This window comes from Sedimentibacter sp. MB35-C1 (assembly GCF_030913635.1).
Taxonomy (GTDB): domain Bacteria; phylum Bacillota; class Clostridia; order Tissierellales; family Sedimentibacteraceae; genus Sedimentibacter.
The window spans coordinates 3,220,958-3,239,778 of sequence record NZ_CP133188.1; the positions used below are offsets into that span (position 1 = coordinate 3,220,958).

The following is an 18,821-nucleotide window of genomic DNA, read 5'->3' on the forward strand; positions in this document are numbered from 1 at the left end:
TCGTTATTCTGGTCTATAACGGTTCTTCCGTGTTTCTAATTAAGTTTCACGCCGCAGGCTCCGCAAAAGCGAGCGCCCAGAATAACCCCGTTTCCACATTTCAAGCAGAATTTGATTTGTGAAGCAGTCTGAAGCGTGGCGGGTAAATCCTCATCTGTACTGGAGCCTGTCAGAAACAGCCAGTCAATGTCCTCGCCATCCTCGCATAAACCGATGGCTCCGGCAGGCGATACCACATAAAAGCTGTCCTCGTCGATGGGATTTTCACTGTCGCTTGTCTCAGCAAGCACCAGCAAGCCTTTTACGTCGTATCTATCATTGGAAGTGGCAAAGTTCCAGCTATTACAGCGTGTTACGGCGCATTCCGCCGCCTTCAGCAATGTGTTGAATTGTTCCATTACAGATCCTCCTTCTTTATTTGAACAGCAGATTATTACACCGCTTGCAGCGATCATTCTGTATGGGATTCATCATGGAACACACGTTGCAGTAGATGATGCGGTCTTTCGATTTATCGTATTTCTCGTATGTACCAAACTTCGGATGAAAACGCACCTTGTCGCCTACATCCAGATAGTCATACATATCCCGCCTGCTGTCTTTTTCAACAATAGTCTTTTTTTTACCCGCATCGGTAGTGATTGCCACCGTGTATTCCGTATAAGTTTTTGACGCATCGTCTTTATGCTCGTACTTCTCTTTGCTGAATTTGTTGGTGACGATGCCCTCCCACATGGGCAGTTTGGCTCTTCGTAGAGCAAATACATTGATGATCAGCATCACAAGGGCAATACCGACACCTATGACCGCCGATTCTCCAAAAGGGAAATCATCCATCAGCAGACCAGCGATGGGAAAGCCGATGAGCGGTACGAAAACCAATATCCACATACAGCCGATGGATGATTTTTTGTTTTTCTGCGCGGCGGCCAGTATCTCCGGCGAATTACACCTATCGGAAAAGCCGACCAGTCCCGCGTCGCCCTGTGAGGGAGCGGAAGATGCCGCTTGGCTTACCTCCATCGGCTCCGGCGTTCTCAAATTCACCGCCTTGCCGCACCCAATGCAAAATTCAGCTCCTTCCGGCAGCTTTGCGCCGCAGGCCGTACACACGTCGGGGGCGCTGGCCTGTGTTTTTACGCCGCAGCCCGAACAGAAAACCGCGCCCTCCGGCAGCTTGTTTCCGCAGTTGGGACAAAACATATCCGTATCACTCCTTACTTCGAATATTTGAGGCGCGGCGGGTTTCCTCGCCGCTGTTTTCTTCTTTTTCCCGCCTCTGGCTGTGCGTATGACAAGCAGCAGCAAAAGCAGATAACCGATGGGGGCGAGGATATGGTAAATGATCGCCACCTCACCCATCTCCCTGAATTCGCACAACATGGCGGGTTTGTTGACGTAGGGGAAGAAGGACAGATAGCGGATGCGCTCGGAGCGTGTTTCACCTTCATCCAAGCTCGGCCACGCCTCGTCGCTGCTATATATCACATAACCCCGGTATTCCTTGCTGTTTACCATGAACCAATAGCCCTTGGAAACGGTGCGGGAGCGGTTTTGCTCCGCTTTTGTGTCGTCCAGACGGCTGTCATAGCTGTCCACCGTACCCATTACGCTGTCGCCCCATATCGCCAGAGCCAGCGTAGATAGGCTCAAATACATGGCAAACAGCAGCACGGCGTAAATCAGGATGAGGATGGGCAGGGGGATGCTTTTGCTCGTTTTCTTCTTTGTCATCTCAACGCTCCTTTCATTGTTGTTCGCAATCCCGCTTCTCGCGCCAGCCCACGCCGACCAAATACAGGACGGTCGATAGGAAAAGCGGCGGTAACGTGATCGTGGCATAGGAGCGAAGCGAATATACCAGCAACACTCCCGCCGCCAGTTGGATATAGCCAAGCGTCCGGCACCAGCGATATCGGTGGTGCAGCCCTGCAAAGGCCAGACCCGCGATGGCCGTTACCATAGAGAAGATGTACACGATTCCGGCCGCGAAGCACCCAGCTCCGGCGTAAGTATAATCCAGCGCCGCATTGTCAATGAGATTCAAGCACCACAGCAGCATGGGCAGGGCGGCAAGCAGCATCAGTACAGATGAAATCCGCAGAAGAATCCGTTTCGGTTTGCTATTCATACATTTTTCCTTTCGGGCAGAGGGTTATGATATACTGCCGGATAAAATCGAACTGCTCGGGCGGGGCGTATATCCTGTTTTGCACAAACCCGCCGTTTACCCGTATCAGGTTTTGCCTTCTCACGGCTTTTACCACCCTGAACTGTGCAAACCGTGAGTAAAAGCCCTGACTTGTGGCGGCGAGTCCCATAGCGCCGGGATAACCGGCGGCAGTACCGGCTACTGCGGCGGCAGCGCATAACTACCTTACCTTTACTTATTTCATGCGAATTATATCTTCCATTGCCATATATTGGTATCCTTCACCTTTTCTTGCTTTTATATAATCCGCTCCATAATCGCCTTCAGACTTGTCGCGTGCGATTAGCATAATACCGCCCGGCTGTCCGTAAGAGTTTTCAATGATTAATGTTCGTGCTGCCGAATCAAATATATAGCTGCTTGTTCTGTAATCTTCCTCGTCAAGTTCCATTTTTCTATTCATAATACCGATAAAATATGCACAATTTTTCCCGTCCAATATCTTGATGCCTACATCCGGATACGAGTCATATTCTGGGTCCGTAGACCAGTAACCTTCAAACCATTTAACATCAAATTCCGGTTCTTTTTCCGCTGCAATCACAAGTTCCATTGTCTTTGCACGATCCGTAGTGTTTACCACTAACACCAGATAGCGATATTTCTTTTCCAATGAATTTGAAAATGCCGGGACGGAAACAGTTGTACCTTGCTGAGTCGTCGTCTCCTTTGAAAGCGACTTCAAAAGCACCAGCTCCTCGCCATTTTTGGCGCTAATGCTGACTGCAGCATCCTTATCCAGCTTTTCCCGTTCCTTTTCAGTCATATCAAGTGCAACGACTCTCGCACCGCAGGCGGGAACGTTAAGCTCAAATTTCTGCCCATCCTCACTGATGAGCTTATCGGCTTTCAGTGAAAGCACCGATGTAAAAAGTGATACGGCATAGTTGGGGTCAAGCTTTGAGGAAAAGTCTTTTGCGGATTTTCCTGCATTTTCTACGATGGTCTGGTGGAGGATATACGGCTTATACGCATATTCCGCCCAGACGCTCTCCTCGCCCATCAGGAGCTTTGTGAAGAAATCTATTGCATATTCCGAGGGTGCTCCCACACAGCCGTCTATCCAGCTTTGCCATTTGCTCACCTGCAAATAACCGCCGGTGGAATAGATGTCGATTAGTCCCGACATCTTATCGTTGCCGGAAAGGGCGTCCGCGCCGTCATACCAGCCGTCCCGGCTCGCCCAGTAAGCGACCAGCGCGCCGCGGGCGTATCCGGCGCTCGCGGAGTCGGAGGCAGGATATATGCCGTCGTAAAGCTCATATTGACGGGCACTGTGATCGCCTGTGCCGCCGAAATATTTTTCGAGAAATACCGCCGTCGCTTCGTCCAGCCAATTGAGGCGTTTATACTGGGTCGTAACATAGCACTCCTGCACAAAGTGCATAAGCTCATGTGCGAATATGCTCGTGACCGAATCGAGGTTGAAATTCGTAAACAGCAGGCGGCTGAAATTCATGTAACCGCTGTCAATGCCCCACCAGCTTGAAACATATTGCGCGTAGGTGGGTGTGGCGGCGTCGGCGCTTTTTAGCGTTGTTACATGGATATCCATAGGCCATTCGGTGCGCCTCGACATATCGAAGCCGAACTCCCCGTATTTCGCATAGACCTGCTCCATACGCGAGAGCAGCGCCTCTACGTCGCCCGGCTCCACCGTGGTTGCCATAAACCGCGAGCGGTCAAAAATGAGATTGAAGCGTTGGCTTTGCGAGGCGCTTACGAGCTTGACCTTGAACTGGATGTCAAAGCGCATTTTGTCGCTGTAGGTCGGGGAAACGAAGCCCTTGCCCTTCAAGTAGACGTTGCCGGACAGCTCGCCGTAGCCTGAGGGGGTTATCTTTGCGGTCAGCTCTCCGTCCTGCTCCGAGGCCACGATATGGTCGTAAACCATGACCTTCTCGCCCGTCTCGTCCTGCATGGAAAAACCGATATCGAGATACAAACGCTCATTTTCCGCAAGGGTCAGATCATCCGGCATTGGCGCGGACAGCGTCACTTCGCCCTCGGGTATGTCCGCAAACGCCAGCTCATAACCGACGGAGACAGCCCCCTCATCTAAGTCGATAGGGGCGGTTTTGGCATTTTCAAGCGTCGCCCCGCCGTATGCGCCGCCGAAATACACGCTCATTCCAGAAAGCTCCGCCACGCCGTTTTCGACGCGGATGTTGCCAAGTTTTTGCGGTCTGTCCTTCACCATAAACCCCGGCCAGCCGTAGAGCGCCACCGCCGCGATCTGTATGACAAGCAATACGGAAAGCCCGATGCACAATGTATTGCGCCCGCCGTTTCTTTTCGGTGCTGCGGCACTTTTTCTTTTTGGCGCCGCAACGGGCGGAGTATATTCTTGAGGCTGCACCTCGGTTTTAGTCTGCGTCTGCGGCACAGGTTTCGGCTGTGCTGCGGGGACAGGATTCGCGGGCGCGTCAAGCACCGCTGCGCCGCATTTGGCGCAGAAGCGAGCGGCGGTATGAAGTTCATTGCCGCAATTCGTACAATATTTCCCCATATCTGCACCTCCTTATGGCCGCACCAGCGCAACAAGCGCCGGTGTCCCGTCGGGCGTATCCATCGTACCGACGGCGTATTGCTTCCCATTAAGCTCGTAGAACTGCGTCAGGTGTATGGTTCCCGCACCGGACGCCCACAGGCCGCCCTTTTCCCACTTGCCCAGAAATACGCTGTCTTCCATATCCGTTTCATCGAAGCTCTCTCCTTCGTTGGCCCAAAAAATCTGATACCAGTCGAGAGTGAGGCTCAGGCTCTCCGCCGTACCTGCAAGGGCGACATTGAGAAACTCCATAGCGCCCGCGTCGTATTCGTTATTGGGGTCGTAAATAATCAGCGCTTTCCAGCTCCCGGTCAGCGGGTCAATATTATCAATGATATTCGCATCGGATGGAACTCCGTCATAAACCACGTCCTCTGTGTACCAGAGAAAGTCCTCCAAATCGGGGCGTTCCTCCGTGGATAAGCTCACGCCTGTTACCTCCGGCGCGGGAATACTGCCGCTTTCCGTGGCCGCAGGCGGGGTTTCTTTCTCCGATGCCGGTGTAACGAGCGCTGTTTGCTCCGTCCTCGGCGCAGGAGATTCCTTTACTGCTGCTGACCGCAGATTGGGCGGTATAGTGAGAATGCCTATCACAAGCATCAGCAGATTGGCCGCGATCAGTATTGCGGGCAAGATTTTATTGCCTCTGCCCGCAGATGGAATATTATCTCTCATGGATATGCCTCCAGTTTGTTTGATCCGATTATTGTGCGCTGTTTTCTCATGTTGGCCGACATATCTTGTGCTTGGGGGAGTTTTTACCTCTGACAGGTAATCACGCCCCACTCTTTATCGTTATGATCCCGCATGGAGGCGGTAAAAGATGTTCCGTCAGCGGAGAATACAAATTTTGCTCCCGCAATATTTGCCTCGCCTGTCGACCACCGCACAAAATAGCTGCCGTTGATGTAGGTGCTCTGGGTTTCATTATTTGAGCAGACGATTTTATAGTAAGAGCCGTCGCCAAAATCCTTTTCAAATGTAACTACAGTTGTCACATCAATATCCTTACCTGTTTCCGTAACATTCATGACCCCTGTATATGTTCCGGAATAGTCCACCTTATTGGTTTTTGTATTTAAAATGACCTCCATTTCGGTTTTTACAAAGGGTTTGAGCTTGGCACTCAAGGCAACCTTACCCTCTTCCAAGTCCTTTTCTGTTTTATAGAATTCCACCTTCATAGGGAATCTCGCCGTTTCATGGGCACCCAGAGTGAACTTCATCTGTCCGTTTGCTTCGTCGTCAAGGCGGATGGTCCACTCTTTTGCTGTGGTTTTATCGGAAAGCGGGGCCAGTTTGACATATGCGTTGGCCCATTTTGCCTTCTCAGTGTCATAATCCTCCCTGAAGTTCAAGGTGTATACCCTATTTAGCAGTGCGGCAAGCTCTTTATACTCCTTTTCTCGCTGAGTTAGGGCATCAAAATACATATCCCGGCTCAGAGACTGGAACATAACCTGAAGGTAATCATAGATCTCAGCTTTGTAATTGCTTGATATTTTTTTGCGGTCGCTCTCCGACGGCCACGGATACTTGGACAGCTTGCCGTTCTTTTCATATGCGTCTATCCATGAATCCCAGTCGCTTGCTGCGACCTCCCAGTATTTGTTTACATAGTTGTCAATCTCGCTCTGCATTTTGTCGAGAGCTGTCTGCGGGGCGGATTTGTTTTCTTCGTATATCTTCTTGAATAAATCGTACCAATCCTTGACACGGCGCTTGTTTTCGGGTCTTGCGTAATAGGCGTCGTACATATTCTTTGTGCTTTCATACTTGGTGTCGATGGCAAAATTCATCACATCGGTAAGCGCGATGTCGATTACTCCAACGCCCACATAGGCCACCTGAAATGAATCCAACAGATATTTTTGTGACGATGCCAAATTCAGCCCCAGATTCAACACGGTTTTCATTCCGCTGATCGACGTTTCTTTGCTTGTCAGCCCGTTGCTGTATGCGTCATACGCGAACTGGGTGCAGGAGGTCGCGATGCCCAAAACCGTCAACGCGTTGCCGAACTGTTCGGTGATCATATCGTCGTATGCGCCTCCAAGCGATACGAGAGTGGGGATATTTGTTTCATCGAACATCGGCAGTGAGCTGTTTGCATTTAAAAACGCTGATATAACATCCTCTTGCCACGACACGCCCTGCTCGGCGTAGGTTTTGAGCAGCAGCTCCGCTTGCTTTGTCGTCATGTAAGCGGCGTAGACGTTGACATCGGAAATGTATTCGCTGCGCTTTCCTGCGTTCGTGACCTTAAACACGCTATAGGTGGAGAGGTGGTCAGTGAGAATATGCACCTTGTTGGCTTCAGCGTCCACCGTATAAAGGACATCCTCCCACTGACCGCTCTGTTCGTTGAGATACTTACCGCAGACCGACAACAGCTCCTCATCGGCACCAAGCCCCGCATCGTCATAGGGTATGGTCAGCTCGACAGTGCCCTCCGGTTGTCCGGAGGACAGCTTGAAATCGTAGGCGTAGATTTCAACATCGCTGTCTATTGACGCGGGCGATACCTTTTGTATGGTGAGTTCCTCGCCAGCCTCCAGCAGACAGCCAAAGTCTATCGCCGCACCGTCCTCTGAGGTCAATGCCGTCTGTCCGTCCTCCACCGTAAAAGTTTCGGCTTTTTGTGTGCCAGGAGTCTTAGACTGATTACCAAAGCCGCAGCCTGAAAGTCCCGCCATTAAGGACATCAGCATAGCGGCTGCAAGCAAAAGCGATAATATTTTTCGTTTCATTGCGCAAAGCTCCTTTCTGTCGGCTTACTCAACCGCAAATCTGAACCTCAAATCCGGCGCGACGTTGACAAAGCCCGAGTAATAGTGCATGGTGACCTCGCTTTTGTCGGTCTGCCGCTGATAGACCATCCAGCCGCCGGTGGATTCGCCGGGGGCAAGCTCTATGTCTTTCATATACCGCTCGTTCCTGTCAGCCACATCCGACATCACCTTTGAATTTTCCTCCGAGGTCATATCGCTGTCGTCCCCGGTGGGCCCTTCCTCGTAGATGATGTAGAGATCCTTCTTGTTTGGGGAGTCTATCGGCGCATCGGAAACATTTTTGAAAGTAAACCAGACCTTCACATATTCAAATCCGTCCTTCGGCCTTGAAAGCATACCTGTATAATCGAAAGGCTCCACCCCGTCAATAGTGATGGAAATTCCGTTTGCCTCGGCTGCTTCTCCGATACCGTAATACCTGTTTTCATCCGCTTCCACTTTACTGGAGGGAGGATTTACCGATTCGGCGGGCGTGGAGCTTTCTGAGGGTGATTTACCGCCGTTCTTTTCACCGCAAGCGGCGAAGGTGAGCATAAGTACCAATGATAAAAATATAATTAATGTCTTTTTCATAAGATTACCTCCTAAAATTCTTGTTATAGCAAGCCAACTTCCAGTCAGTCGATCTTGTATCCTTCATACCGGGGTCCATCTTTTGTTTCGTCTTTAAATGATATAGTCGTTTCACCGTTTACCTTTGTACTCCCATCCTCAAGGATAAAAGTATATTTTGAATCTATTGTGATTTCACTGTCTTCATGGGGAATCTTTTGAACATATGAAGCTATTCCCGAAGCCGGATCATAGGATAATTCAAAAGGTTCTTCACCTTTAGCATCGCTGGATGCCACCAATTTATTTTCGTTCTTTGTAAACACGACAGTGTGCTGCTGTTCTTTGCCGTCATAATAGGTGTTCATAGAATAAGTCCCGGCGACATCGTCAAGGGAAAGCCCGGCCTTTCCCTTTTCCCCTTCGCCGGAAGGGGCATTGCTTGCTTCAGTCGGAGCAGAACCTTGTGCTTGCGATCCTCCTTCTCTTTTCTCACCGCAGGCGGCGAGAGTGAAAATCATTATAAACATCAGAAATAAAACCATAAGCTTTTTCATGATACTACCTCCATCATTTGTTCTCTCCGTTCAGGTTATCCCCAATGGTTCCTGTGACGTTTTTTTCAAAGCCGACTTCGCCAAGCTTCCCGGCGGTTTCTGCCACCTTCTTTATCGTGCTGTCTTTGCCAAGCATCTCGCCGTAGGTACCGCCGACGGCATCGCCGTAGGCATCACCGACTGCGCCACTGGCTGCGTTAAAGGTCCCCTTCACTGTGCCCTTTACCAATGCGTCGGTCAAATCCCCGCCGTCATTGACAGCCTCCGCAACCTCGCCCGCAACTGTACCGCCAAAGGCTGTAGCCGCCTTGCCGATACCCGCATCCATAACGGTGGTTGCGGCTTCGGTGCCGCCCTTAATTACACCCTCTGTAAAGGAGCCCCAGCTTGCGCCCTTTTCCGCCATGGTTGAAACGGTGTTTTTGATTCCCTTATAGGTGGCGGACACAGTCTTTCCGCCTGGAACTACCGCTTCGCCTGCCGCCATCGTGTAATCGGCAATATCCACGGTAGCTTCGAGAATATCGACAGCTGTGTCTCGCTGCTGGGCATAATCGTTCATCTTCTGACGATACTCCTCGTCTCTTTCCATGCGTCGTTTAAGCTCATCTATAACCTGCTTTTCGCTGGCGCCGCTCATGCCAAGGTCGGTGGCAACGCGCTCAACCTTCTCCTTGCGGCTTCGCTCTTGCCGCTCACGCTGCAAGTCCTTCTCAAGCTGACGGCTCTCATCACTACGCTCTTGGTTGCGCTGAGAATCCTCGCTGACATTTTGCCTGAACTGCGCTTCGTCCTGCCGGATAGTGCCGGCATTGTCCGCGCGGTGCTCCATCTGTTCGGAAAGCTCCTCGGGGGTATAGGTCGCGCCGCTGACAGGGTCGGTATAGGTGCCGTCGCCGTTTTTGACAAAGGTGCGCCTCTGACCGTTTACCGGGTCGGTGGCTTCGATGTCGCCGTCGCCGTCAAAGCGCAGCCATCGGCTCAGACCGCTGCCCGCAGGCGCGGGAGCGGGTGCGCCGACTGTCCCCACAGGCACAGTCGGGATGAAGCCGCCCGTATTCCCAAACAGGATGGACAGCAAAATCGCAAGAGTGCTGATGGTAATGGTGGCCACCGGGCCGGCGGGGTCGGAATTTCCACTGCCACCAGATGTTTTCCGCCAGCCCCAGCCTCCGCCTTCTGGTTTGTAAAATTCCCACTCTCCCTTAGCTCCTGCGTTTTGTGTAGAGTCGGTATCTTCTATTGGATATGGGTCGGAAAATCCAACTGTCTCCATATCAAAAGTCCATTCGTCGTCGTATGAAAGTTCATTTGTTGTGCTCCCCCCCTCCACATCGTGAATTGTATCGGTTCGGGTACAATGAAATTGTAGCTTGAAAAAAATATGGTGCTCCAAGTTATCATCGCCATAGCTTATTGTCTCAAAAGAACCCCCGTAAGGAGTAATACTGAACCTGCTGACATCGGTATAGCTTTCCGAGACTGATGGTTTCAGGATGGTATATACAATCTCATCCGGTACCGAAAACTCTCCCACAATCCACCTGCTGTCAGTTGCGCCGAATTTGCGTTCCATTTCCTTATCCATTTTGTAATAAGCGGTTCCTTCAACTCGGAATGCCGTTATGGAATGATCATCACCCCAACCACGCATATTAGATACAGTCTTGGCAGGATATTCAAAATAAAACCGCCCGTCTTCGTGAGATTCTATGGTGATCTTTTCCGGTTCCAATTCACCGGAATCACCGAACAATTGTTTTGTTATTGTCATAGTTTCCGGCAATGCGATAGGCTCTTCGATTATTTCTTCTGCCATGGCTGTTATGGGGAAAAGCAGCACACAACAAAGCGCCACGAATAAAATTGCGGAGAGTTTTTTCCCTATCTTTTTCATGCCGCAGCCACCTCCTTTTTGCCTTTTGAGACAATGACGAATATCAAAGCGGCAATCAACAGCAGCACACCGAGCCACCCGCACCACCGCAATCTAACCGCCGACAGCGCCACGCCGAGGGCAAAGCCCAGCGTCATGCCGCTTATGCAGCGCGTGACCTCTATGTAGGACGGCGTTCTGCCCTTGGAAAGGCTGTTTGCAGCCGAAAAAGCAAGCCCCCATAAAAACCCGCCCTGTCTGCCAAGGTTTTGCAGCAGCATTACAAAGGCGATAATGCCCACCATGCTGTTTTGCAGCGATTGATTGCTGTTCATAAAGGCATACAGCAGCAAAGAAGAGCCTACTCCGCCCAAAAGCGGGGCAACAGCGGTTATGCTCTTAACTGCAATCCCGCTGAAAAAGCCCTTGATACCGCCGCCTATCCCCGAAAACGGCGCTTTTTTCTGCAACAGCGGCACAATGGCGGCGTTCAGAAAAGCGGCGACCGCCACCTTGCCTAAAATTCCGCCAACAGCGCCGAATACGCCACCGAACATTCCTCCCTGTGCGAAGGTAAGGAAACTAAGAATGCGTACCGGAAGCGGATTGATTCCGAAAGAACCCAGCAGCGCAAGCACCAGCCAGACAAGCCCCAACAAGGCAGTAGGGAGCATCTGTTTGGGATTTTTCAGCACCGTCAACGACTGGCGGATATATGTGATGATGAATTTTCCCGCACCCATCGGACTGTGCTGTGGAGCATTATCCGAAGCCCGGTTTATCGGCGGATTCTTCTTTGTACTGTTCATTGTTTTCGGAATTTCTTGCTCGGATTTTGCGGCCTCCGGTGTCCCCGTACTTATTTGTGCAGATTCATTGCTTTGAAAAGCATTGGCTCCGCACTTTGCACAGAATTTCGCACCCTCATTCAGAGCCGTGCCGCAGCTTGTGCAGAATTTACCCATAATACTCACTCCTTCTTTCATTAATCACTCGCTTTTGCTGCGTTACCATCCGGTGATGTCTGCCGTTACGCCGGTTTCACGAAGCAGCTTTTGTGCGGCATCCAGTACCGCCTGCTTTTGAGTCATTCCGTGCAGCAACTCTACCCGCATGGTCTGGGCCGCGTCGCCAAATGTCAGGTACATCCGTTCCTGATCAATATGGGCGGTGTGCAGCCGCACGCCATGTACCCCATCGAGACCCCACCGGTAAATTTCACTGCCGATGAGGATACCAAAGGTAGATACTACAGTTTCCTCAGTGTCTTTTTTCATTTGGCGGCCTGGCATGGAGATGAGAGCAGATGGCACCGCAAGGATGCGATTATCCCAAATGAGTGTTGCGTCATAGAGCAGACGGCTCTGCCTCACCAATAACAGGAGAGAGATAAGGCTGATAGCTCCAAAGGCGAAAACCACTTCTAACATAGAAGTTACACCGAGCCACACCGCCAAACAAATACTGGCTGCGAACAATAAGGCATATCCATTGCGTCGTTTGCGGATTAATTTCATTTGCACTATACCTCCTCTATCATAAATTTTAGGGAAGGATGCCTCAAAAAGCATCGTTCGAAAGGATGAATTTGCAGAAAAAAGCCCCTCATACTTTAGTATGAGAGGCCAGTTAAACCCTATATTTATGTGATTTTATGTATCATTCAACCCTTTGATTCTTCAGCAGGGTACTGATGAGTTCTGCTCGACTACCTACATCATATTTTGAAAAAATATTCCTTGCATGTGTTTTTACAGTACTCTCACTGATAAACAAAGCCCCAGCAATTTCGCGGTTGGATTTTCCTGAAAGGATTAGCTGCAATACCTCTTGCTCCCGGACGGTCAGCGGGTCAAGAGTTTTAATTTGACGAACAATGTCCGTTTGCTGTGACTGACTCATATTGTCATAAGCGGCAAGGTAGGCATGGCTTTTCAGCAGTAAAACAAGCTGATGGTTCAGCGGCGGCAGCATAACCAGTGTAACGCAAACCACAGTAAGGGCAATCACCGCAACCTCCGCACTGGGAAGCCTAATGGATGTTACGGTCATTCCCAAGACGCCTCCGCAAAGCACGCCGAATACATTGGCGGAAAGCCCAATGCCAAAGGTATGTGTAGGGTTGTCGCTATAATCCAGCATTTCTCCAAGGATGCTCCACCAAAACAGATCGAAAATACCGCAAGCACCGAGCATCAGCGTATCCACAATCAGATAGTCGGAAGTGTTTCGCCCTAACAGCATAAAGCTGATGAACGCTCCTATAATCATTGCCATCCCAATATACAAAATTCTGGAACGCTTTGCTTTCATAGGTAGGTTGCGCATAATGGCGAGCGCCACGATATAAGGCACTGCCCAATACCAACTCACCAGCCCCGTCAGATGCTCAAAAGCGGGGTTGATGACCTGATACATCAGTCCGGAATTAATTGTAATGATAAAGACAAAAAGACACAGCAATATTAGCGGGTTTTTAATACCGCCATGCGTCTTATTTCTAAATGTTTTGTTCTGCTCATTATCCCGCTCCAACGGCAGCATCCAAATGAAGACCATGCCAATCACAAGGCAAAGCACAGAGAAGCCAAGCCCGATAAAGGTTGACCTGTTCATGGCCACCACGTTAACTGCAATCATCAGCAAATTGGAATAAATCAGAACGTCGGCACAGGATTTAATGCGCTCGTTCTTGGGAGTAAAGGCCCTGAGAAAAAATCCCCATGCCGCCACCGCGCAGCCGCTAAAGTATCCGCTGACAATCAGTCCGCCCATCCATAGAGCAGGGAGAGGAAAAAAGAAGGGGACAGTGGAGGCTAAGCATAAGCCCATACCGCCGAACATCATGCTTTTGGCGGCCGCCTGTGATTTGACAAACAGGCCGCAGGTAAAAAGCCCTGCAAAATGCGCGATAATTGCAGCCAGTATGTAACGGTCGGCGTCTGTTCCACGCAAATCCAGCAGGCTGTACAACACCTGCCCTTCAAACTGAAATGACAGAATATAGGCAAAGAGAAATGAAAATCCGGCAACAGAAAGCCTGCGGGCATTTAAAGTCTTAAATCTGTTCATTTTATAACCTCCCGCTCATCGGAGGATCCGCCTTTTTTAATCCATTCGTCTATATCAACAGTTTTGAAACGCCAGAGCTTTCCCACCTTTGATGCAGGCATACCGCGCTGATCAATCCAACGCATGACCGTGTGGCGCTTTACCCCAAGATAGTCGCAAACTTCTTGCAGGGATATCCATCTGTCGTTATGTATTGTTCCAGGCATAGAAGCCACCTCACTTTGATAAATTCGCACAAATATCCTAATTGATCGTTATTAAATAATTATAGCACAATAATGTCAAAATGGCAGCTACTATTTGTTGTTTTATGTAATATTGCGTAGTATTGCACATGATTATGTACTGTGGGTACGACATTGGACCTGTCCATAATCAATACCTGCCACCTGCACTAAACAGGATGGTAATCCTGGTAACAATGCCAATCCCTTTCATTTCCACATCACCTTATTCGTAGGTATCAGCTAATATATTCATGCCATCAGATATGAAATTTTCAAAGAACTGTTGGGAGAATAAAAAAACCCCTCACTATTAACCTGATTTCGTGAGGGGATCTACAAATATTATAAATTAAGCAGTTTTTTTAATTTAATTAGGATTTTCTGCTTTCGGTAATTGACAAGCTGCTGAGATATACCGATTTCAGTAGCCATCATCGATTCGCTCTTTTCTTGAAAGAACAGTCCATCGATTATCTCCTGCTCCTTATCAGTAAGCTGCTTTATGCAGTCATGAAGACGCTGAACCATAAGCTTGTCCACCACAATATCCTCCACACGGGGCGAGATTAAATCAGGGATTGCATCCTCTCCATTAGTTTCACTTGTATCCAGGGCACTATAAAAGAACACACCATGTTTTGCATCCTTTTCTTGTAGATGAAGTTCACGGCGTCTCATACGGTAATAAGTCAAATAGACTTCCTCTGTTACAGGCACTAGCTCATCTTGTACTCTTATCTGGTACTTCTTTTTTACTATGTGTTGTTTTGAAAGTTTTCTATGTTCCTTCATTTAAATCGACTCCTTTGGATTTCAAATTTTTGAAATCCGCCAGAGCCGCTGAATCCGCAAAATGAAACAAGACGGCAGGAGAACCCCCTTTGTCAGAGGATTCCGCACTGCCGTCTTGCGTTCTGGCGGATTTCATTATGTTGAGATTGTACTTACACTGCTGGTTTTACATGTTCATGAGTAATTTCTAATGTTCCGTCAGCATTTGCCCTAATTCGAGTAATGCAATCTTTAATTTGTATCACGAACATTCGCTCATCTTCGCTTACATCTCCAACACGCTTTTTGCTAAGGTTCCTAATCTCATTCATACAAATATCCCTCCCTTCGATTAAATTCGTGCTACCTTGGCATATAAAAAAGCTGCTATTGCCTTGCACAATAACAGCTTACTAATTTATGGGACAAGCTTGGAGGAGCGGGAATAGCTATATCATAGAGTGAGAGTAGCTAATTTTTAATGAATATTCAGTTTTTTATTGCAATATTGTAATTTGTAAAGCCAATATCAGCGTTAATAAAGTTTACCTTGATATTAGCAATGTCATATGATAAAATATTCCAGACAGATTGTTTTGGAGCAACATTCATTTGGAGGCGATACTATGGCGTTTAGCTACAATAAGCTATGGAAGTTATTAATAGATAGAAAGATGATAAAAAAAGATTTGATGGCTGAAACCGGCATAACCAGCACTACAATGGCGAAGTTAGGCAAGGATCTTCCGGTCAGCATGGATATTTTGGCGCGTATATGTAAGGCACTCAAATGCAATATTGGAGATATTGTCGACTATGTCGACGAGGACAATAAATAGACAACGTTTCACTTGAAAGGGAGGGGTCGGCATGAGGTTATGTTTTGGTTCATACCTGGCTGTGCTTGTTTCGTGTAAGGCAGTTAATGTTGATAATAAGCAGCTGTGTGAGGCACTGCTTCATTCTGTTGCCCCAAATTATGAATTCACCTTTGCCGGACAGGAAAACCCCGACAGGGTTCGGGAGGATGTCACCTCCAAACTATTGCGTTGCGAGCAAAACCTGCCTAAAGATGTTACTGACCCAGCTCGTACCGCTGATCCTCAAGAAGTAGCTTTATATTTTAAAGACCATGTCCTCGGACTTTTAAATGAAAATTTATCAAAGCAAATAATTCTCGCTTTCAAAGATATTATCGCCAATGATAAGCCTGAAATGATTAAAAATAAAATGCATGGCATTGAGGATGATACAAAAATTGAATTAGTCAATGGGATTATCAAAAGGGAATTGGCAGTCCAAACTGAATTCTTATTTCATTCGTTCTTAGCAGGTATTTTTCTATATACCGCTACAAAAACAACAAACAGATATGGCAAGAAAACAATAGAGTCAATTGATTACGACTATATTGTTTCATTTAATTCCCGCATTGATGGGATTAATTTAATTGCTGATAAAGCAGCGAGCTTTTCCCTACCTAATATTAAAAATGGTAAGGCCGATACAGAATTTGCTGAGGATGTAGCAGGATATGTTGTAGATAAAATTAAGTTGCTAAAACCTGCAACTGTACAGGAGGATTCCCTACTGGTTACTTTGCTATCAGAAGCAAACGGTAACTGCTTAAAATGTGGCAAAAAACTTGGCATTCCAAAACGTGGGAAAATACCTGTTGGAAATTATGAAATTGTATATTTAAAACAGCCTTCTAATGAAAGAGACCAATATGAGAATGCTGTTGCATTATGTTCGGATGATTGTGCCCCTATCGTCTCAGAAATGTCAGCGGATGAAATAACAGATTTATTGGAGAGTAAAAAAAGATGTGCTGCAACTCAGGCCTTTCTCGACAAGATATCCGGGATTAAATTTCAAAATCAAATTGAGTCTGTTTTACGAGAAGTACATAAAATAAAAAACACCAAGGGTTTAGAAGGCACTGATATGAAAGACTTAGTAGAAATTGAACGCAAAATCCATGAGCCATTCCTTAAAGATAAGATTAACGCAAGTATGGCTCGTCTTTATAAAACAGTAAATGGAATATGCGGCCGTCTTGAGCAGGAAATTGGATTTGATACTAATATGTTTGGTGGATTAATGAAATCTGCCTCATTGATGCTTGATGGCGGGGTTAAAAGTAATGGGGATATTGCAGATCCCCAGGAATACATAATGAATTTATTAATAGACAATCTGTTTTTGCAGGTTGGACAAAAGCATAAAGATGCTTGTGAGATAATAATAGGATACTTAGTAAAGAGGTGTGATTTATTCAATGAGAATGCCAAGCAAAGTTAATTCTTACTCAGATAGCGTAATATCCTTGTTCGCACCTATCCTTGAGAAACTGGAGGAACGGGATATGACTCCCCATGAGTTACTTGAAGCAACACGGACAAAAGTGTCGGAAATAAGTGTTTTTCTTGATGCTCTTGATTGTTTATATAAACTTGGACAGATTGAAATTCCCGAAGGTATGGAGGTTCTGCGCTATGTTAAAACAAATAATATGCGATAAATTTAAAACTCAGCCGGAAGCGTTCCGCACTGGGCTTAATGTTGTCCTTGGCAGCTCTGATGGCAGTAATGCTATCGGAAAAACTACCTTCCTACTTATACTAGACTTTGTTTTTGGTGGGGATGGTTATACCAAGGCTGCTAAGGATGTTATAAATCATATTGACCATCACACAATTGACTTTATCTTTGAATTTGACGGTATACCCTACTTCTTTTCCAGAAGTACAAGCCGTCCTTCTGTTGTGAATCGGTGTGATAGTAAGTTCCGGGTTATTGAAGAAATGCCTTTGCAAAAATATCGGGGCTTTCTTTTTGATGAATATAAGATACATCTTCAAGGTATTAGCTTTAGCGAGATTGTCGATCGCTTTTTCCGCATTTATGGACACGGCAACCACAATGAACATAAGCCTTTACAAGGTGAACGTGAAACTATGGCTACGGCTGTAGAGTATCTACTGAAATTATTGGACAAATTTCAGGATATACAGAAGCTTAAAATTGCCGAAGAAAGCTATGGTATTAAACCAAGCAAACAAATTGAGCGGTCAGTTTCAGACATCACAGCTAAAATTGGCGAGAATAAGGAAAAAATTACAGCCTTAGAAAAGCGCAGAGATAAACTATGCCAACAAAATGAAGAAGCTAATTTACAGGCTCTTGGGATTGATTCCAAGCAAGCTGAAAAGCTCGCTAATATAAAAAAAGAGCTGGGCAGGCTTATCAGAAGAAAAAGTCTCCTTACATCGCAGCTTAACGCTGTACAAAATAATATGCCTGAAAATGATGGTGTTCTGAGGAAAGACTTTTCGGCCCTTTTGCGCTTTTTCCCGGAAGCCAATATTGATGCCTTTAACGATGTGGAAGCCTTCCACGCTAAAATTAATAGCTTCCTCCGTGCAGATATTGAGGAAGAGGTATCGCAGCTGGTACCGCAAATTGAATACATAGATGCCGACATCACCTCTTATGAAAAACAGATTGAGGACACTGGAGTAGCAAAAACACTTTCCCAGTCTATTCTCACACAATATGCACGTGTATCCCGTGAGATTGAGAGGCTCGAAGATGAAAATGAAGCTATGCAAAATGAAATGGAACAATCGAAGAAACGCAAGGAAATTGAGGATATACTTGCCAACCTACGTAGAAAACAGGAGGAAGCGCTTGAAAGTGCAGAATCTGAGGTAAACGCTGAAATGAAAAGAATTAATGATATCATTACCGGCGGTGATAGGGCTACTCCTGTATTGACATTAAAACCAGATAAATCCTTTGAGTTTGAAACTCCTAACGACAAGAGCGAAGGAACGGCATATAAAGGGCTTGTTGTCTATGATTTAAGCATGCTTTCTTTGACCCCCCTTCCTGCATTAATTCATGATTCAAGCATTGTTAAGCGCATAGAAGATGCCGACTTTGAACAAATACTAAGCCTTTATCAAGAATGCGGGGATATGGGCAAACAGGTATTTATTGCATTTGATAAGGCAGATACATATACAGATGATACCTACAGGATGCTTGATGAGGCAACTGTCCTCCGCCTTTCTATAGGAAATGAACTGTTCGGCAAATCTTGGAGCCGCAAAACTGCAGAAACTAAACATAAACCTATATCCACTTTTGGATCAAATGATGAGCAAGAAACAGAATAGCACACTGACAGCAATTAAGGAGATGAG

The 18,821-nt window shown here is 47.2% G+C and carries 21 protein-coding genes; 4 read left to right on the forward strand and 17 right to left on the reverse strand.

Translation table 11 applies throughout. From position 1 onward, the window contains the following. Positions 1–35: 35 nt before the first annotated feature. The 17 genes from RBQ61_RS15635 to RBQ61_RS15715 all read right to left on the reverse strand — a co-directional run bounded on the left by RBQ61_RS15635 (position 36) and on the right by RBQ61_RS15715 (position 14,942). Positions 36–398, reverse strand: a complete 363-nt coding sequence (locus tag RBQ61_RS15635) for a zinc ribbon domain-containing protein (protein WP_308138147.1) — start codon at positions 396–398, stop codon at positions 36–38. A gap of 16 nt (positions 399–414) precedes the next feature. After that, positions 415–1,734, reverse strand: coding sequence for a zinc ribbon domain-containing protein (locus tag RBQ61_RS15640; RefSeq protein ID WP_308138148.1), 1,320 nt, complete (start codon positions 1,732–1,734; stop codon positions 415–417). Between the two features lie 13 nt (positions 1,735–1,747). After that, positions 1,748–2,131, reverse strand: coding sequence for a hypothetical protein (locus RBQ61_RS15645; protein WP_308138149.1), 384 nt, complete (start codon positions 2,129–2,131; stop codon positions 1,748–1,750). After that, positions 2,124–2,321: a hypothetical protein gene (locus RBQ61_RS15650; RefSeq protein WP_308138150.1), complete on the reverse strand. Its 198-nt coding sequence runs from the start codon at positions 2,319–2,321 to the stop codon at positions 2,124–2,126. Before RBQ61_RS15650 ends, RBQ61_RS15645 begins: the two co-directional genes overlap by 8 nt. A gap of 66 nt (positions 2,322–2,387) precedes the next feature. Beyond that, complete coding sequence (locus RBQ61_RS15655) at positions 2,388–4,721, reverse strand: zinc ribbon domain-containing protein (RefSeq protein ID WP_308138151.1); 2,334 nt, start codon at positions 4,719–4,721, stop codon at positions 2,388–2,390. A 12-nt stretch (positions 4,722–4,733) separates the two neighbouring features. Further along, positions 4,734–5,438: a hypothetical protein gene (locus RBQ61_RS15660; RefSeq protein ID WP_308138152.1), complete on the reverse strand. Its 705-nt coding sequence runs from the start codon at positions 5,436–5,438 to the stop codon at positions 4,734–4,736. Between the two features lie 83 nt (positions 5,439–5,521). Continuing rightward, entirely contained in the window at positions 5,522–7,513 is a 1,992-nt protein-coding gene (locus RBQ61_RS15665) for a hypothetical protein (protein WP_308138153.1), read from the reverse strand. Between the two features lie 24 nt (positions 7,514–7,537). Next, a complete protein-coding gene (locus tag RBQ61_RS15670) occupies positions 7,538–8,128 on the reverse strand; it encodes a DUF4352 domain-containing protein (RefSeq protein WP_308138154.1) in 591 nt (196 codons plus the stop codon). A gap of 44 nt (positions 8,129–8,172) precedes the next feature. Then, positions 8,173–8,664: a lipoprotein gene (locus tag RBQ61_RS15675; RefSeq protein ID WP_308138155.1), complete on the reverse strand. Its 492-nt coding sequence runs from the start codon at positions 8,662–8,664 to the stop codon at positions 8,173–8,175. Between the two features lie 13 nt (positions 8,665–8,677). Next, positions 8,678–10,561: a hypothetical protein gene (locus RBQ61_RS15680; protein WP_308138156.1), complete on the reverse strand. Its 1,884-nt coding sequence runs from the start codon at positions 10,559–10,561 to the stop codon at positions 8,678–8,680. Further along, on the reverse strand, positions 10,558–11,526 hold the full coding sequence (locus RBQ61_RS15685; protein ID WP_308138157.1) for a zinc ribbon domain-containing protein: 969 nt from the start codon (positions 11,524–11,526) through the stop codon (positions 10,558–10,560). Before RBQ61_RS15685 ends, RBQ61_RS15680 begins: the two co-directional genes overlap by 4 nt. A 21-nt stretch (positions 11,527–11,547) precedes the next feature. Beyond that, positions 11,548–12,057: a hypothetical protein gene (locus RBQ61_RS15690; RefSeq protein ID WP_308140131.1), complete on the reverse strand. Its 510-nt coding sequence runs from the start codon at positions 12,055–12,057 to the stop codon at positions 11,548–11,550. Positions 12,058–12,199: 142 nt separating this feature from the next. Next, the gene (locus RBQ61_RS15695; RefSeq protein ID WP_308138158.1) at positions 12,200–13,612 is read right to left on the reverse strand and encodes a LuxR family transcriptional regulator; all 1,413 of its coding nucleotides are present in this window, start codon (positions 13,610–13,612) and stop codon (positions 12,200–12,202) included. Beyond that, entirely contained in the window at positions 13,609–13,818 is a 210-nt protein-coding gene (locus RBQ61_RS15700; RefSeq protein ID WP_308138159.1) for a helix-turn-helix domain-containing protein, read from the reverse strand. Before RBQ61_RS15700 ends, RBQ61_RS15695 begins: the two co-directional genes overlap by 4 nt. Positions 13,819–14,181: 363 nt before the next feature. Further along, positions 14,182–14,631, reverse strand: a complete 450-nt coding sequence (locus RBQ61_RS15705; RefSeq protein ID WP_308138160.1) for a sigma-70 family RNA polymerase sigma factor — start codon at positions 14,629–14,631, stop codon at positions 14,182–14,184. After that, positions 14,618–14,767, reverse strand: coding sequence for a hypothetical protein (locus RBQ61_RS15710; protein WP_308138161.1), 150 nt, complete (start codon positions 14,765–14,767; stop codon positions 14,618–14,620). Before RBQ61_RS15710 ends, RBQ61_RS15705 begins: the two co-directional genes overlap by 14 nt. Positions 14,768–14,783: 16 nt before the next feature. Continuing rightward, positions 14,784–14,942, reverse strand: coding sequence for a hypothetical protein (locus RBQ61_RS15715; RefSeq protein ID WP_308138162.1), 159 nt, complete (start codon positions 14,940–14,942; stop codon positions 14,784–14,786). 294 nt (positions 14,943–15,236) lie between these two features. Here RBQ61_RS15715 and RBQ61_RS15720 point away from each other — a divergent pair, with 294 nt between their 5' ends. Genes RBQ61_RS15720 through RBQ61_RS15735 form a run of 4 tightly spaced genes read left to right on the forward strand, consistent with a single transcriptional unit; the run spans position 15,237 to position 18,794 of the window. Next, a complete protein-coding gene (locus RBQ61_RS15720; protein ID WP_308138163.1) occupies positions 15,237–15,449 on the forward strand; it encodes a helix-turn-helix transcriptional regulator in 213 nt (70 codons plus the stop codon). A gap of 31 nt (positions 15,450–15,480) precedes the next feature. After that, complete coding sequence (locus RBQ61_RS15725; RefSeq protein WP_308138164.1) at positions 15,481–16,914, forward strand: ABC-three component system protein; 1,434 nt, start codon at positions 15,481–15,483, stop codon at positions 16,912–16,914. After that, positions 16,898–17,134: an ABC-three component system middle component 7 gene (locus RBQ61_RS15730; protein WP_308138165.1), complete on the forward strand. Its 237-nt coding sequence runs from the start codon at positions 16,898–16,900 to the stop codon at positions 17,132–17,134. Before RBQ61_RS15725 ends, RBQ61_RS15730 begins: the two co-directional genes overlap by 17 nt. Continuing rightward, a complete protein-coding gene (locus RBQ61_RS15735; protein ID WP_308138166.1) occupies positions 17,109–18,794 on the forward strand; it encodes a DUF2326 domain-containing protein in 1,686 nt (561 codons plus the stop codon). Before RBQ61_RS15730 ends, RBQ61_RS15735 begins: the two co-directional genes overlap by 26 nt. The last annotated feature ends 27 nt before the right edge of the window (positions 18,795–18,821 follow it).

Coding starts and splice junctions, on each gene's coding strand:
- RBQ61_RS15695 (WP_308138158.1), bottom strand. CDS start 13,612: ATGAACAGATTTAAGACTTTAAATGCCCGCAGGCTTTCTGTTGCCGGA.
- RBQ61_RS15670 (WP_308138154.1), bottom strand. CDS start 8,128: ATGAAAAAGACATTAATTATATTTTTATCATTGGTACTTATGCTCACC.
- RBQ61_RS15685 (WP_308138157.1), bottom strand. CDS start 11,526: ATGAAAGAAGGAGTGAGTATTATGGGTAAATTCTGCACAAGCTGCGGC.
- RBQ61_RS15655 (WP_308138151.1), bottom strand. CDS start 4,721: ATGGGGAAATATTGTACGAATTGCGGCAATGAACTTCATACCGCCGCT.
- RBQ61_RS15645 (WP_308138149.1), bottom strand. CDS start 2,131: ATGAATAGCAAACCGAAACGGATTCTTCTGCGGATTTCATCTGTACTG.
- RBQ61_RS15735 (WP_308138166.1), top strand. CDS start 17,109: ATGTTAAAACAAATAATATGCGATAAATTTAAAACTCAGCCGGAAGCG.
- RBQ61_RS15665 (WP_308138153.1), bottom strand. CDS start 7,513: ATGAAACGAAAAATATTATCGCTTTTGCTTGCAGCCGCTATGCTGATG.
- RBQ61_RS15650 (WP_308138150.1), bottom strand. CDS start 2,321: ATGGGACTCGCCGCCACAAGTCAGGGCTTTTACTCACGGTTTGCACAG.
- RBQ61_RS15700 (WP_308138159.1), bottom strand. CDS start 13,818: ATGCCTGGAACAATACATAACGACAGATGGATATCCCTGCAAGAAGTT.
- RBQ61_RS15635 (WP_308138147.1), bottom strand. CDS start 398: ATGGAACAATTCAACACATTGCTGAAGGCGGCGGAATGCGCCGTAACA.
- RBQ61_RS15640 (WP_308138148.1), bottom strand. CDS start 1,734: ATGACAAAGAAGAAAACGAGCAAAAGCATCCCCCTGCCCATCCTCATC.
- RBQ61_RS15705 (WP_308138160.1), bottom strand. CDS start 14,631: ATGAAGGAACATAGAAAACTTTCAAAACAACACATAGTAAAAAAGAAG.
- RBQ61_RS15690 (WP_308140131.1), bottom strand. CDS start 12,057: ATGAAATTAATCCGCAAACGACGCAATGGATATGCCTTATTGTTCGCA.
- RBQ61_RS15680 (WP_308138156.1), bottom strand. CDS start 10,561: ATGAAAAAGATAGGGAAAAAACTCTCCGCAATTTTATTCGTGGCGCTT.
- RBQ61_RS15675 (WP_308138155.1), bottom strand. CDS start 8,664: ATGAAAAAGCTTATGGTTTTATTTCTGATGTTTATAATGATTTTCACT.
- RBQ61_RS15730 (WP_308138165.1), top strand. CDS start 16,898: ATGCCAAGCAAAGTTAATTCTTACTCAGATAGCGTAATATCCTTGTTC.
- RBQ61_RS15725 (WP_308138164.1), top strand. CDS start 15,481: ATGAGGTTATGTTTTGGTTCATACCTGGCTGTGCTTGTTTCGTGTAAG.
- RBQ61_RS15710 (WP_308138161.1), bottom strand. CDS start 14,767: ATGAAATCCGCCAGAACGCAAGACGGCAGTGCGGAATCCTCTGACAAA.
- RBQ61_RS15660 (WP_308138152.1), bottom strand. CDS start 5,438: ATGAGAGATAATATTCCATCTGCGGGCAGAGGCAATAAAATCTTGCCC.
- RBQ61_RS15720 (WP_308138163.1), top strand. CDS start 15,237: ATGGCGTTTAGCTACAATAAGCTATGGAAGTTATTAATAGATAGAAAG.
- RBQ61_RS15715 (WP_308138162.1), bottom strand. CDS start 14,942: ATGAATGAGATTAGGAACCTTAGCAAAAAGCGTGTTGGAGATGTAAGC.